Below are 14,003 nucleotides of genomic sequence, written 5' to 3' on the forward strand. Positions count from 1 at the left end.
ATGGCGCGTCGCCCGCGGGAAATTGCCGCGGTGACGCTCGAGATCGGCAAAAACGCGGTAGCGGCCCTCGGCATGAAGCCCGTCCAGCTCGTTTTTGAAAAATGCTTCGAAATCCATCATATGCTCCAGTATCACGCGGCCGTTCTTGCCGATCGGACGTCCGCGCGTCAATGCTTACCCTTTGCTTTAACATCAACTGCGGCAAAAGGCCCAGATTTTTGAATGATTCCAGATAAAAAATATGGGCGCAATCATCCGTGAGTTTGATAGGGCGCAGCGCGATGGAAATCGCAAAACCACAGGCCCCGCGACGACACTCGTCCTGCAAAAAAATCGCGGCACTGGTGGACAACCCTTTCTTCCGACATAGTTTTCGGGCTAGCGTGCCAAAAAAACAATAGGGACGGCCTATGCCCATTGGGCGATAACCCAGGAGAAAGAGATGAAAAAAGCTGTCATACTCGCATTGATCGGCCTGTCAGTCGCAAGCTGCACGCCGACCCAGCAGGGTGCCGGTATTGGTGCTGCATCCGGCGCCGTCATTGGCGGCGCAGTGACCGGGAATGTCCGAGGTGCTGCGGTCGGAGCCGCCATCGGCGGCGTGTCGGGCGCCCTGATCGGCAGCGTCGCGGAACAGCCCGGCCAGTGCTACTATCGCGACCGCTACGGCCGCCGTTACATCGATGCTTGCCCGCGCTGAGGGCGCTGACAAACGGCAAAACAGGAAATCCCGGCCACACATCCGGGATTTTTTGTACCGAATTAGCGCGTGGGCAATTTAAAATGGTACACCCTGCGCGATTTTGCCGCTAAGCTGTTCACGGCTGGGCAACGAAGCTTCATGTAGGCGTAACCAAAAGCAGCGGATGCGGATTAGAGGGACAAGTCCGAAAATAGGTTTTGCGTATCGGCGAACAGGCACCATGATGGTGGTCGCAGCGGCAGCTGCTTTCTCACCGGTCCTGATCGGCGATGCTTACGCCTTCAAGCTTTTCGGCATCACCATCTTCGGCAAGGAGGAGGATGAGAGCGAACAGGTGCCTGATCCGGTGCGCTATCACGTCGACCTCAAGGCCGACACCACCGATCCGGATCTCAGGGAAGCGCTCGAAAACAGCTCCCGCCTTGTCAGCGACCAGAAACAGCCCGTCTCCGGCGATCTCGGCATCGTCGTCAAGGCGCGTGACGACCGCGAGCGACTGGTCGCTGCGCTCTATGAAAAGGCCCGGTATGGCGGAGTGGTGACGATCACCATCGACGGCAAAAATATCGACGACCTGCCGCCCAATCCGACATTCGACCGCTCCGGGCCGGTCCCCGTCACAGTCGATATAACACCAGGCCCTGTTTTCAAGGTCAGAGAGGTGCAGTTCGGCGGCGACGCCGCGGATCGCAATCCCGCCGACTACGACCTTGCCCCCGGCGCCGAGGCCGGCTCGCTCGCCATCATCAAGGCCGGCGACAGAATAGTCGAGCAGTTGAAAAGCGAAGGCCGGCCCTTCGCCAAATTGACCGAACGCAAGGTCGTAGCCGATCACAGGAGCGACACGGTCGACATCGTGCTTGCTGCCGAAGGCGGGCCTGTCGCCCCGATCGGCGATGTCGGGGTCACCGGCGAAAAAACCGTGCGGCCTGCGTTCATCCAGCGTTATTCCCGGCTGAACAAAGGGGACCCCTATTCGCCGGAAACGCTGAAGAAGGCCGGCGAGCGGCTGCGCGCCCTCGGCATCTTTTCGAGCGTCACCATTCATGAGGGCGATGCGCTGGCGCCGGACGGCACGCTGCCGATGACGATCGAGGTGTCCGAAGGCAAGAGGCGCTATTTCGGCGTCGGCGCGCAATATTCCACCACCGACGGCCTCGGCATCCAGGGTTATTGGGGTCACCGCAACCTGTTCGGCGAAGCCGAGACGCTGAGGATCGAAGGCTCGGTCTCGCGGCTCGGTGAAACCACCGATGTCGGCAGCCTCGACTATTCGGCCGGCATCCTCTTCACCAAGCCCGGCGCCTTCTTCCCGGCCGCCACGCTGAAGGCCGGCATCGTCGCCAAGACCCAGAATCCGGACGCTTATGATGCGACGCTCGTCACCGCCTCGCTCGGCCTTTCCTATGAACTGACCGAGAAGGACACGGTGTCGGCGAGCGGCGAAGTCAGCTGGGAGCGTGATGACGACGCATTCGGTACCAACGATTATCTGACCATCGCCCTGCCGCTTCAATATGATCGTGACGCACGCGACGATAAGTTCAATCCGACCGAAGGTTATCGCGCAACGGTGTCGGCAAAGCCCGGCTACGAGATCTTCAATGCCATCCCCTATGCGGCGTTCGAGGGTTCGATCTCCGGCTATCTTCCGTTCGGCGCCGAAGATCGCCTCGTGCTTGCAGGCAAGGTCGCCGCCGGCGTGCTGATCGGCGGCGGCGGGATCGAGGATATCCCTGCCACGCAACGCTTTTTCGCCGGCGGCGGCGGCTCGGTGCGCGGATACAGCTTTCAGGAAATCTCGCCTTACAACGACAACGGCGATGCCACCGGCGGCCGCTCCTATGTGACCGGGTCGCTGGAGGCCCGCTTCAGGATCACCGATACGATCGGCCTCGTGCCCTTCATCGATGTCGGCACCGTATCGGACAGCACCTTTCCGGGTTTTTCCGATATCCGCGCCGGCGCCGGCGCGGGAATACGATATGCCACACCTTTCGGGCCGCTGCGGCTTGATTTTGCCGTGCCGCTGAACAAGTACGAAGATGGCACAGATTATGGAATTTATGCCGGCATCGGCCAATCCTTCTAGGATTGCCGATTCGGGTTCCTTCCGATCTGTGGGCCGCATGAAAACGGGGTAGTCCGCGCCGATGCAAACGCTGGCAAAAATCATCAACTGGATCGTGCGGGTCACAGGCTTTGCTGTCGGCGCCATTTTGATTCTCGCTGTCGCGGCACTTGCGATCTTCGGCTTCACTTCCTTTGGCGCCCGCATCGTCACCGAAAGGATCGCCTCCACCCTTTCCAACCGCGACATGACGATCGAGGTGCGCGAACCGGAGGGGCTTTTGACCGGCGGGCTTCGCGCCGCCGAAATCTCCCTATCCGACACAAGGGGCGTTTTTGCGGAAATTCACGGCGTGGCGATTGACTGGAACCCGCTGGCGCTGCTGACGGGAACATTCCACGCCAAGCGTTTCCAGATCGAGACGATCAGCGTGCTGCGCAAGCCGGTGCGCACCCTGCCCTCCCGGCCCAACGCAGAAAATTCCGGCGGCTTCGCACTTCCGGTTAAGGTCGATGTCGACCATGTGGCCCTGCCCGATATCAAACTCGCCGAAGCTTTTGCGGGACGCGCCTTCGCGCTCGCCGCCGTAGGCAGCCTTACGGCGGATGGCGACGGCGGCGAAGCGATGGTCAATGTCAGCCGCCATGCAGTTCCGGATGCGCGGCTTAGCGCCGATATCGCCTACGCTCCGGCCGAAAACCGGCTGCGGCTGAAGGCGCAGCTTGCCGAGCCGAAGGGTGGGCTTTTGGCGGGCTTCCTCGGCCTGCCTGGCAATCCTGCCGTCAACATCAACCTCGACGGCCAGGGACCGATATCCGACTGGACAGGCAAAATGCAGGCTGCGCTCGACGGGCAACAGCGCGCTGCAATCGAGGGCCGACATGCGATTGGCGCAGACGGGCTGCACCATCTCGATCTCAAGGGTGGCGGTGACCTGAGCTCGCTTCTTCCCGCGGCATTCCGGCCTCTTTTCGCCGGCCAGACCAATATCGACCTTGCCGCCACCTTCGACGACCATGGCAAGATCGATATCCAGACAGGCAATATCGCCACCGGCAGCGTTGTCATCGCCGCATCGGGCGCGCTTGACCCGACCGGCAACAACAGCCTGAACGCCAATCTGCTCGGCACATCCGGCCCTGTCGATTTCCGCTGGCCGCTCGCCGAAGGCGAAGCGCGCTTCCTGATATCGGGTCTGAACCTGGCTCTAACAGGCGACGCGCAGACCGCCCGATTGAGCCTCAGCGGCTCGCTCGACAGCGCAACCCTGCCGCAGGCCGATATCGGCAACGTCAAGCTGACGGCAAAGAGCGACGCCTTCAATCTTGCCGCTCGTTCCGGCAGCGTTCAGCTGCGCCTCGTGGCCGGCGACGCAACCTTTGCCGAACCGAACCTCAACCGCGCAGTTCAAGGCCCTATCACGATCGCCGCGCCGCTCCAGATTTCGCCGGGAGACATCGGCTTCAATGGCACCACCGTCGAAAGCGCCAATATCAACGGCAGCCTCAACGGTTCCTATCGGCTGGGGGACCGAGCGCTGACCGGCAATGTCAAGCTGAGCGTCGAGCCGGCGGCCCTGCCGGCCGCGGCGGCGAGCAGGTTTGATCAGCCGATCACGCTCGAAAGCCAGGTGACCGGCACTATCCCGTCGAAATTCGCGCTGTCCAACCTCGTCCTGAAATCCGGCACGCTTGAAGCCGCCGGCAACGTCGCGCTCGACGGCTCGATGTTGAACGCCGATCTCTCAGGTCGGCTGCCCGATATCGGCAAGCTGATTGCGGGTGCGAGTGGCGGAGCAGGTTACGCGCTGAGAGTCGGAGGCGAACTGCCGGCGATCTCCATGACGGCCAATCTCAAGGCTCCCAGCCTTGAGATGGCCGATCGCATGCTCGCCAACCTCAATGTCGATCTGTCGGGTATCGCCGATCCCAAGGCGCCGCAGGGGAAATTTGCGGCCACCGGCACGATCGACGGACAGCCGATCGGCATCAGCGGCGACGTCCGTTCTGAAAACGGCAGGACGAGCATTCCCGCACTGACCGCCGATATCGGCGGCAACCGGCTGACCGGCAATCTGGAGCTCTCGCCCTCCTTTGCACCCTCAGGCGCGTTGACCTTCGATTTCCCCGAGCTCGGCTTGCTGGCTGCGCTTGGCGGACAGAAAGCCGAAGGAGATCTCAAAGGGTCGCTCGGCATCGAGAGCGACGGCGGCAAGATCGCGCTCAAGCTCGTTGCGTCAGGCGCCTCGATCCGCCGCGATACGCTGGCGATCGTCAAGCCGGATATCGACATCACGGTCAGCGATCTCAGCGCCCTTGCCGCAAACGGCACGGTCAGGGCCGAGGAACTGGCTGCCGGAGCGAACAAACTTGGCGAACTTTCTCTCAGCTTTACCAAACAGCAAGACCGCACCAAATTCGACCTCGATGCTACCTATGACGGCAATCCCGTGATCGCGGACGGTACGAGTGAGATGGCCGCCGGCAATATCGGCTTCAACCTCGATCGACTCTCGGCAAGCCCCCGCAACATTCCGATCGAGCTCGCTGCGCCGACGCGGGTCACGGTCACCGGCGGTGTCGCCAATCTGGACGGACTGACGTTGAAGACCGGCGCCGGCTCGGTATCGGTTACCGGTTCGGCCGGCGAGACGCTGAAGCTCGATGCCGTCATCAAGGAGCTGCCGGCGTCACTCGTCGACGGTTTCGTACCGAATCTTTCGACTGGCGGCACGATCTCGGGAACGATTGCCGTGACGGGAACGCCGGCAGCACCCATCGCCGATTTCAAACTCGACTGGAAGGATGCGACGACAGGGCAGCTTAAGGGCGCGGGCCTGACACCGCTCGGCATCACTGCCAGCGGTAAATTCGTCGACAAGAAGCTCGATTTCGACGCGACAATCGCCGGTGCCGACAGCCTGTTGCTCAAGGCCCGCGGCGACGTCGCGCTCGCTGATCCGACGGCGCCGGTGTTCGATATCAACGCCGATATCCTCAACCTGCCTGCGCAGGTCGCCAATGGTTTCGTTTCCGATCTCGCCGCCGAAGGCGCGATCACGGGAAAGGTGACCGCCTCCGGTTCCCTTAAGGCTCCAACCGCCAATTTCGACATCGCCTGGAAAAGCGCCGCGACGCGCCACACGAAGCGCGCCGGCCTCGCGGCTCTTGATGTGACCGCATCTGGCAAATTCGTGGACAACAAGCTCGATTTCGGCGCCGCAGCCATCGGCGCCGACAGGCTCTCGCTCAAGGCAAACGGCAACGTGGATATCGCCGGGACGACGATCGGTGACGTCAAGGTCGACGCAACACTGGACAATATCCCGGCAGCTATTGCCAACGGCTTCGTTCCCGATCTCGCAGCAGAAGGCACGCTCTCCGGAACGGTCGCGGCCAGCGGGCTGCTTGCAGCCCCGACCGCCGATTTCGATCTCCATTGGCTAAACGCCGCGACGAGCCACACGAAACGGGCCGGCCTCGCCGGTCTTGGCGTCACCGCGTCCGGAAAATTCACCGACAACAAGCTTGATTTCGACGCCGCGATTGCCGGCGCCAACAACCTCTCGCTGAAGGCGAACGGCAATGCCGCCGTTACCGGCACGACGATCAGCGCGGTCGCGGCCGATGCGACACTGTCAAATGTCCCGGCAAGCCTGGCAAACAGCTTCGTCGCCGATCTCGCTGCCGAAGGCACGGTCTCGGGTAGGCTCTCGGCTGCGGGCTCGCTTTCCGCCCCGACCGCCAATTTCGACCTCAATTGGAAAGACGCCGCGACGAGCCACACGAAGCGTGCCGGCCTTGCCGCTCTCGACATTACCGCATCGGGGAAATTTGCCGATAACAAGCTGGATTTCAACGCGGCCGCCGGTGGCGATCAAGGTCTCGCATTGAAGGCCATGGGCAACGTCGCTCTTGCTGGTACGACGATCGACAGTATGAAAGTCGATGCCGAAATCGTCAAACTCCCCGCCGCTCTCGCCAATGCCTTCGTCCCCGATCTTGCGGCCGGCGGCATGATATCCGGCACGCTCTCGGCAGCAGGAACACCCGCTGCACCCAAGGCCGATTTCAAGCTCGACTGGGCGGATGCCGCAACCAGCCACACCAGAAGCGCGCATCTTTCCGGCCTCGCGCTTGCCGCATCGGGACACCTCGTCGACAACAAGCTCGCCTTTAACGCCAATCTTGGCGGCAAGGACGGCCTCTCGCTGAATGCCGCGGGCAATGTGGCGATATCGGGCGCCTCGGTCCGCAACCTCGACGTCAAGGCCGATCTCGTCAATCTGCCAGCAGCCCTTGCCAACGGCTTTGTTCCGGGTCTTGCCGCGGAGGGCATGGTGTCGGGAACGGCATCCGCCTCAGGCGCGCTGCCAAGACCCGCCGTCGATTTCAAGCTCGACTGGAAGAACGCCGCCACCGCGCAGACCAGGAGCAGCGGCTTATCGGGTTTGAGCGCCGTGGCCTCCGGCAAGTTCGCCAATGACAGGGTCGCTTTCGATGCCAGCCTTGCCGGCAAGGAGGGCATGTTGGCCAAGGCGGCGGGTGGCTTGACGATCGCGGGAACGGCCATCCGCGACCTTTCGATCAATGCCGACATTCCGGCGCTGCCGGCAAATATCGCCAATGCCTTTGTTCCCGGCCTTGGTGCTGAAGGCACACTGTCGGCGAGCGCCCAGACATCGGGAACGCCGGCAGACCCGATCGTCGATTTCAAGCTCAACTGGAAAGATGCCGCGACCAGCCACACCAAGGCCGCCGGCCTCTCCCGGCTTGCCTTGGCGGCGACGGGAAAATATGCCGGCGACCGACTGGATTTCGATGCCGACCTCAGCGGCGGCGGCGGCATTTCGCTGAAGGCCGCCGGTAATTTGTCCATTGCAGGCACAACGATCCGATCGATCGACGTCACCGCGAACGCTGCCAATGTTCCGGCCGCCATCGCCAACGGCTTTGTTCCGGGCATCGGAGCCGAGGGTACCATCTCGGCGACGGCCAAAGCGACGGGCACGCTGTCCTCACCCGCCGTCGATTTCAAGGTCGACTGGAAGAATGCCGCGACGAGCCAGACGAAAGGCGCCGGTCTTTCGCCGTTCAGCATCGGGGCATCCGGCAAGCTTGCCGACAACAGGCTGACGGTCGACACCAGCCTGGCCGGCGACGCCGGCATGTCGCTGAAGGGCGGCGGCAGCGTGGTGATATCGGGCAACCGCGCCATCGACATGCGCTTCAACGGCAATGTTCCTTTCGCCGTGCTTGGCGCGCCGCTCGCACAGCAGGGCTTTGTCGCCGACGGCGTCGCCAACGTCGATCTTAAGATTGGCGGAACGGCCGCAGCACCCATCATCAACGGCACTGTCTCGACATCAGGGGCCAAGCTCGTCGACGTCAGGCGCAATCTTGCCATCAACAATGTCGCAGCCATCGTCACCTTCAATGGCAACCAGGCCGTCATCTCGCGCCTCAGCGGCAATCTTGGCGGCGGCGGCACGATTTCGGCAAGCGGCACCATCGGCATCCAGCCCGCCGGCGGCTTTCCCGCCGACATTTCGATCAAGCTCGACAAGGCCGTCTATGTCGACGGAACGCTCGTCGTCTCCACCGTCAACGGGGCAGTCGGCCTGCGCGGGCCGATCATGAGCGCGACGCTGAGCGGTAAGCTGCGGCTGGACAAGACCTCGATCACCGTCCCGGAGAGATTGCCGACCTCGCTGCGTGAAATCGACATCCGGCATAAGAATGCACCGCGAGCAGTGCTGGCGCAGCTGCGCGATGAAGGCAAGCAAAAGCCGGGCGAAAAGTCCTCCGTTATCACGCTCGACCTCGAAATCGATGCGCCCTCGCAGATCTTCGTGCGCGGCCGCGGCATCGATGCCGAGCTTGGAGGCCGCGTGACGATCCGCGGAACGGCGGCAGCACCCATCGTCACCGGCGGCTTTACGATGCGCCGCGGACGGCTGACCATTCTCAATCGCCGCCTCAATTTCTCCGACAAGAGCAAAATCACCTTTGCCGGCGACCTGACGCCAGCGCTCGACATGGAAGCGACCTCCACCTCCGGCACGACGACCCTGACGGTCGATGTCTCAGGCCTTGCCACCGATCCTTCGATCACCTTTTCCTCTTCGCCCCAGCTGCCGCAGGACGAGGTGCTGGCGCAGCTGATCTTCGGCCAGTCGATGTCGAAGCTGTCGCCGGTGCAGATCGCCCAGCTCGCCGACGCGGTCAGCCAGCTGGCCGGCAACCGCTCCACTTCGCTTTTCGAGGGTCTGCGCAACCAGCTCGGCGTTGACGATTTCGACGTCAGCACCGACGAGAAGGGCCAGACGAGTGTCAGCGTCGGCCGTTATCTCAACGACCGTACCTATTTCGAATTGCAGCAGGGCGGCTCGGCCGGCGCCAAGGCCATCATCAATCTCGATGTCGGCCGCGGTGTCAAATTGCGGGGAGCCGCCGGCGGCAATGGCGCCGGCGAAGCAGGCATCGTCTATGAACGGGAATATTGAAGCGGCTTAGAAACCCGTCTTGCTCGTTTTGAGAAGAATGTTGGTCTCGGTCGAATTGATGCCGTTGATCAACCTGATTCGACGCAGCGTCTCGTCAAAGGCGGCAAGATCGCGGTCCTCCAGCTCGGCGACGAAATCCCATTTGCCGTTGGTGCTGTGAAGCGCGCGCACCTGCGGCAGGCCCCTGAGCTGATCGGCCACCCTGTCGGCGAGCTTGCCGAGCACCTCGATCATGACGATAGCGCGCACGCCGGCGGATCGCGTCTCGTGACTGGTGCGGATGGTGAAGCCGACGATGGTGCCGCTGACGACCAGCCGGTCGATACGGGCGGCGACCGTTGCCCGCGATGCACCGGTCATCGCCGCCAGCGACGAGACGGACATGCGGGCATTGTGGCGAAGGGCACTCAGAAGTTCGGTATCGAGATCGTCCACGTCGAACACTTTGTCAAAATAGCTTTACCAATCTGCGCAATCATAATCCATTTCTGGCACTTTTCCATCTTTTTGCCGCCAGCCCTTTATCCCACTATCGGCCGAAACAGGCCTCAACACGGAGCCATCGAATGAATGCGCAATCGCGATCTGTCACCCTCATCGGCGCACCCTTGGAAGAAGGTTCGGGTCGCAGAGGCGCCGCCATGGGGCCGGCGGCGCTGCGGATTGCCGGCGTCGACCAGACCCTAATTGATCTCGGCCACGACGTCGCCGATATCGGCGATCTCTCCATCGTGCCCGCGATGGATCTGCCGAATCATCCGAAAGCCCACAATCTGAGGATCGTCGGTGCCTTCACCCGCGCATTGGAAAGCAGCGTCTATGACGTCGCCGCCGCCGGCCGCTTTCCGCTGATTCTCGGCGGCGATCACAGCCTGTCGATGGGCAGCGTCTCCGGCATGGCGCGTTATGCCGCCAGCAAGGAGCGCCCGCTCTTCGTGCTCTGGCTCGATGCCCATGCCGATTTCAACTCTCCGGCCACGTCGCCCTCCGGCAATATGCACGGCATGCCCGTTGCCTTCTTCTGCGGCGAGGCGGAGTTCGCCGAAATCCTCCCGAAGGACCGGCCCTTCGTCGACCCGAAGAATGTCTTCCAGGTCGGTATCCGTTCGGTCGATGCGCGCGAGCGCGAGGAAATCCATGAACACGGCGTCAACGTTTTCGATATGCGCGCCATCGACGAGCAGGGCATCGGCGCTATCATGCGGGAGATTCTCGCTGCTGTCGCCAAGGCCAACGGCCTGCTGCATGTCAGCCTCGATCTCGATTTCCTCGATCCCGACATCGCCCCCGGCGTCGGTACGACGGTGCCCGGCGGTGCGACCTTACGCGAGGCGCATCTTGTCATGGAAATGCTTTCGGACAGCGGCCTCGTCTCGTCGCTCGATCTCGTCGAGCTCAATCCGTTTCTCGATGATCGCGGCAAAAGCGCCCGCATCCTGGTGGAACTGACGGCAAGCCTGTTCGGCCGCCGCATCTTCGATCGTCCGACACGTGCCGCATAGACAAGGCTGAGGGAGAAGCGCCATGAACACTTCGGAAAAACTGATCGCCACGGAACAGCGGCTCGGCGCTCACAACTATAAGCCGCTCGACGTGGTGCTCACGCGCGGCGAAGGCGTGTATGTCTGGGATACCGACGGCAACCGTTATCTCGATTGCCTCTCGGCCTATTCTGCCGTCAATCAGGGCCATTGCCACCCGAAAATCCTCGCCGCAATGGTCGAGCAGGCCGGCAGATTGACGCTCACCTCCCGCGCCTTCCGCAACGACCAGCTCGCCCATCTCTACGAGGAGCTTGCCGCACTTACGGGCTCGCACAAGATCCTGCCGATGAATTCCGGCGCTGAAGCGGTGGAGACCGCCATCAAGGCGGTGCGCAAGTGGGGTTATGAGGTCAAGGGCGTACCTGAAGGCAAGGCGGAGATCATCGTCTGCGCCGACAATTTCCATGGTCGCACGCTGAGCATCATCAGTTTCTCCACAGATCCCGACGCCCGCACTGGCTTCGGCCCCTACACGCCTGGCTTCCGCATCATTCCCTTCGGCGATGCCGAGGCATTCGAGGCCGCGATCAACGGCAATACCGTGGCAGCCCTGATCGAGCCGATTCAGGGCGAAGCCGGCGTTATCATCCCGCCGGCCGGTTACTTTACCCGTATCCGGGAACTCTGCACTGATAACAACGTGACTCTGATCCTCGATGAGATCCAGACCGGCCTCGGCCGCACCGGCAAGCTGCTGGCCGAGGAGCACGAAAGCATAGAGGCCGATGTCACGCTGATCGGCAAGGCGCTTTCCGGCGGCTTCTATCCCGTATCCGCCGTCCTTTCCAATTCCGAGGTGCTGGGCGTGCTGAAGCCCGGCCAGCACGGCTCGACCTTCGGCGGCAATCCGCTCGCCTGCGCGGTGGCGCGCACGGCCCTCAAGGTGCTCGTGGAGGAAGGCATGATCGACAATGCCGCCGCGATGGGTGATTATTTCATCGAAGGCTTGAGGTCGATCCGCTCCAACATTGTCAGGGAGGTGCGCGGTCGTGGCCTGATGATGGCGATCGAGCTGGAGCCCGAAGCCGGCGGCGCGCGGCAATATTGCCATGCGCTGAAGGAGCGCGGCCTTCTCGCCAAGGACACCCATGACCACACGATCCGCCTCGCTCCGCCACTTGTTATAACGAGGGAGCAGGTCGATTGGGCCGTCTCGCGGATCGAAAAAACGATCGGCTGAAATAGATCGGGGCGGAAAAGCTTCACGCTTCCATTCCCGATTTAGATTTGGGCAACACTCTTCCGTTAATGTCGTTGCTAACCGTAACGATGCTTTGCCAAGTGCAAAGTCATCGCGTGGTGTGAAGGCAAAGCTCGTTGGCGCCAATGGTGGCGCACCCGCTTCTGCTTTGGCTTACGACAGTTGGGAAGAATTCTAATGGCCACGATCAATTCCACTAGCTTCAGCGGCGATACGCTCGAGATCATTGCCTTCCGCCTGCATGATCAGGAATTTTGCGTCAAGACTACGACCATTCGCGAAATCCGCGGCTGGGCGCCTTCGACGCCGATCCCGCATTCGCCGGCCGATGTCATCGGAGTCATGAACCTGCGCGGTTCGGTGATCCCGATCATTGATCTCGCCTATAAGCTCGGCATGAAGAGCACCGTTGCCAACGAACGCAGCGCCATCGTGGTCGCGGAAGTTCACAGCATGGTCATCGGCATGCTCGTCGACCGCGTCTCGGACATTCTCACCATCTCGTCGAGCCAGGTCCAGCCGGTGCCCGAGGTGACCGCCTCCTTCGACCGCGCTTTCTGCGAAGGCATCATCGCTTCGGAAAACGGCATGATCTGCTTCCTGAACCTCGCGAAGATGTTCAAGGAAAACGAGACGGATGAACTGGCCGCCTGATCTGCCAGAACAATGGGATATCGGAAAACCGCCGCTCTTGGCGGTTTTTTATTGCTTGCCATCGGAAATCTAGACTTGCTTGTCTGGTCGTGATCATCGTGCTCTTGGCGGCGGGCGGCGTTATTTTCCGGCGCGCAAAGGACGCTGTAACACTTCGAACTTCGTATATTTTAAATCGATTAAATTTCATGACGTATGCAGTGGCGCATGACCAGGCAGCTTGCTGCTGCCTCCCCTCCGGCAGATGCCACTTTGGATTACCGGACCTGGTTTGCCTCCGCCTCCGGCTTGCGGATCATGGGAGCGGCCTGAAGCACGAGTGCATCCAGACCGTTCTCCTCTTTCTCGAGAATTTCAAACAATTGCCGCCGCATGCGCGGCTCCCAGAATTTGTTGATGTGCGTGGCGACCCCTTGCGCGGCCTCGTTTTGCGGCTGGCTCTTGAAAAAGGTGGCGATCTGATTTGCCATATAGACAAGCTTGGTTTTGGTATCATGCGACATCGGCGATGCTTCCGGGCAAGATGCGGTGCGGGTGTGTGAAAATCTCGAAATCCTCGCCGCGCACCAGCGCGACGAGCGTCATGCCGGCCTCTTCGGCCGTGCGGATGGCAAGGGCTGTCGGCGCTGAAATGGCGATGAGCGTGGGGCTGCCGAGGATCGCCGCCTTCTGCACCATCTCGACCGACAGCCGGCTGGTGACGACGACCGCGCCGTTTCCGCCGCTTTCGTCGGCGCGGATGACGGCGCCGCAGAGTTTGTCCAGCGCGTTGTGGCGGCCAACATCTTCACGGACCGCAATGAGCCCGCCGCCGGGAAGATAGAATCCAGCGCCATGTACGGCCCGCGTCTGCCGATGCAGCGGCTGCGCCTCGTTCAGAAGCGAAACGGCCCGAACGATATCCGCGTGAGACAGCGTCAACGGCGATGTCGAGACGTTGGGCACCGGCCGCACTGCCTGTTCGATCGATTCGATGCCGCAGAGCCCGCAGCCGACCGGGCCGGCCATGCTGCGGCGGCGCGCCCGCAGCCGATCGGCGACGTCGTCGGCAAGGCTGACCTGCACGTCAACACCCTGCTCGCCCTCGACGATCTCGATGGCGGATATCTCCGCCGGCTTGGCGATAATTCCTTCCGTCAGGCTGAAGCCGACGGCGAAATCCTCAAGATCCGCGGGTGTCGCCATCATCACCGCATGCGAACTGCCGCCATAGGAAAAGGCGATCGGCACTTCCTCGGGCACCATGCGCGAACCGCTGTGCATGACGCCGTTGCGGCGGGCGGTTTCGGGAGCACGGGCGGTGGTGGCGAAAGTCACCACAGACG

General features: G+C 62.0%; 10 protein-coding genes. 7 read left to right on the plus strand and 3 right to left on the minus strand.

Translation table 11 applies throughout. The features are described 5' to 3' along the window. From HJB91_RS10875 to HJB91_RS10890, 4 genes are all read left to right on the plus strand, one after another. Nucleotides 1-222 (plus strand): hypothetical protein (locus HJB91_RS10875; protein ID WP_221102547.1); only part of this gene is annotated, 222 nt, incomplete at its 5' end. Nucleotides 223-442: 220 nt separating this feature from the next. After that, nucleotides 443-700 (plus strand): YMGG-like glycine zipper-containing protein, encoded by a 258-nt coding sequence (locus HJB91_RS10880; RefSeq protein ID WP_011427043.1) that lies wholly within the window; start codon nucleotides 443-445, stop codon nucleotides 698-700. A gap of 166 nt (nucleotides 701-866) precedes the next feature. Then, the gene (locus HJB91_RS10885; protein WP_221154708.1) at nucleotides 867-2,795 is read left to right on the plus strand and encodes an autotransporter assembly complex family protein; all 1,929 of its coding nucleotides are present in this window, start codon (nucleotides 867-869) and stop codon (nucleotides 2,793-2,795) included. 61 nt (nucleotides 2,796-2,856) lie between these two features. After that, the gene (locus HJB91_RS10890) at nucleotides 2,857-9,279 is read left to right on the plus strand and encodes a translocation/assembly module TamB domain-containing protein (RefSeq protein ID WP_221154710.1); all 6,423 of its coding nucleotides are present in this window, start codon (nucleotides 2,857-2,859) and stop codon (nucleotides 9,277-9,279) included. A gap of 6 nt (nucleotides 9,280-9,285) precedes the next feature. Here HJB91_RS10890 and HJB91_RS10895 read toward each other — a convergent pair whose 3' ends face one another. Then, the gene (locus HJB91_RS10895) at nucleotides 9,286-9,723 is read right to left on the minus strand and encodes an Lrp/AsnC family transcriptional regulator (RefSeq protein ID WP_210633041.1); all 438 of its coding nucleotides are present in this window, start codon (nucleotides 9,721-9,723) and stop codon (nucleotides 9,286-9,288) included. A gap of 122 nt (nucleotides 9,724-9,845) precedes the next feature. On the opposite strand from HJB91_RS10895, the gene rocF reads away from it, so the two are divergent. The 3 genes from rocF to HJB91_RS10910 all read left to right on the plus strand — a co-directional run bounded on the left by rocF (nucleotide 9,846) and on the right by HJB91_RS10910 (nucleotide 12,678). Continuing rightward, entirely contained in the window at nucleotides 9,846-10,781 is a 936-nt protein-coding gene (gene rocF, locus HJB91_RS10900) for an arginase (RefSeq protein WP_221154713.1), read from the plus strand. Nucleotides 10,782-10,803: 22 nt separating this feature from the next. Further along, complete coding sequence (gene rocD / locus HJB91_RS10905; RefSeq protein ID WP_221154716.1) at nucleotides 10,804-12,003, plus strand: ornithine--oxo-acid transaminase; 1,200 nt, start codon at nucleotides 10,804-10,806, stop codon at nucleotides 12,001-12,003. Nucleotides 12,004-12,201: 198 nt separating this feature from the next. Continuing rightward, the gene (locus HJB91_RS10910) at nucleotides 12,202-12,678 is read left to right on the plus strand and encodes a chemotaxis protein CheW (RefSeq protein ID WP_064707940.1); all 477 of its coding nucleotides are present in this window, start codon (nucleotides 12,202-12,204) and stop codon (nucleotides 12,676-12,678) included. Between the two features lie 257 nt (nucleotides 12,679-12,935). Here the strand turns inward: HJB91_RS10910 and HJB91_RS10915 are convergent, their stop codons facing one another. After that, entirely contained in the window at nucleotides 12,936-13,181 is a 246-nt protein-coding gene (locus tag HJB91_RS10915; RefSeq protein WP_184454821.1) for a formate dehydrogenase subunit delta, read from the minus strand. Beyond that, nucleotides 13,171-13,995: a formate dehydrogenase accessory sulfurtransferase FdhD gene (gene fdhD / locus HJB91_RS10920; protein ID WP_221154718.1), complete on the minus strand. Its 825-nt coding sequence runs from the start codon at nucleotides 13,993-13,995 to the stop codon at nucleotides 13,171-13,173. Before fdhD ends, HJB91_RS10915 begins: the two co-directional genes overlap by 11 nt. Nucleotides 13,996-14,003 lie beyond the last annotated feature (8 nt).

The organism is Rhizobium sp. NLR10b (assembly GCF_019685435.1).
GTDB lineage: Bacteria > Pseudomonadota > Alphaproteobacteria > Rhizobiales > Rhizobiaceae > Rhizobium.

Coding starts and splice junctions, on each gene's coding strand:
- HJB91_RS10880 (WP_011427043.1), top strand. CDS start 443: ATGAAAAAAGCTGTCATACTCGCATTGATCGGCCTGTCAGTCGCAAGC.
- HJB91_RS10885 (WP_221154708.1), top strand. CDS start 867: ATGCGGATTAGAGGGACAAGTCCGAAAATAGGTTTTGCGTATCGGCGA.
- HJB91_RS10890 (WP_221154710.1), top strand. CDS start 2,857: ATGCAAACGCTGGCAAAAATCATCAACTGGATCGTGCGGGTCACAGGC.
- rocF (WP_221154713.1), top strand. CDS start 9,846: ATGAATGCGCAATCGCGATCTGTCACCCTCATCGGCGCACCCTTGGAA.
- rocD (WP_221154716.1), top strand. CDS start 10,804: ATGAACACTTCGGAAAAACTGATCGCCACGGAACAGCGGCTCGGCGCT.
- HJB91_RS10910 (WP_064707940.1), top strand. CDS start 12,202: ATGGCCACGATCAATTCCACTAGCTTCAGCGGCGATACGCTCGAGATC.
- HJB91_RS10915 (WP_184454821.1), bottom strand. CDS start 13,181: ATGTCGCATGATACCAAAACCAAGCTTGTCTATATGGCAAATCAGATC.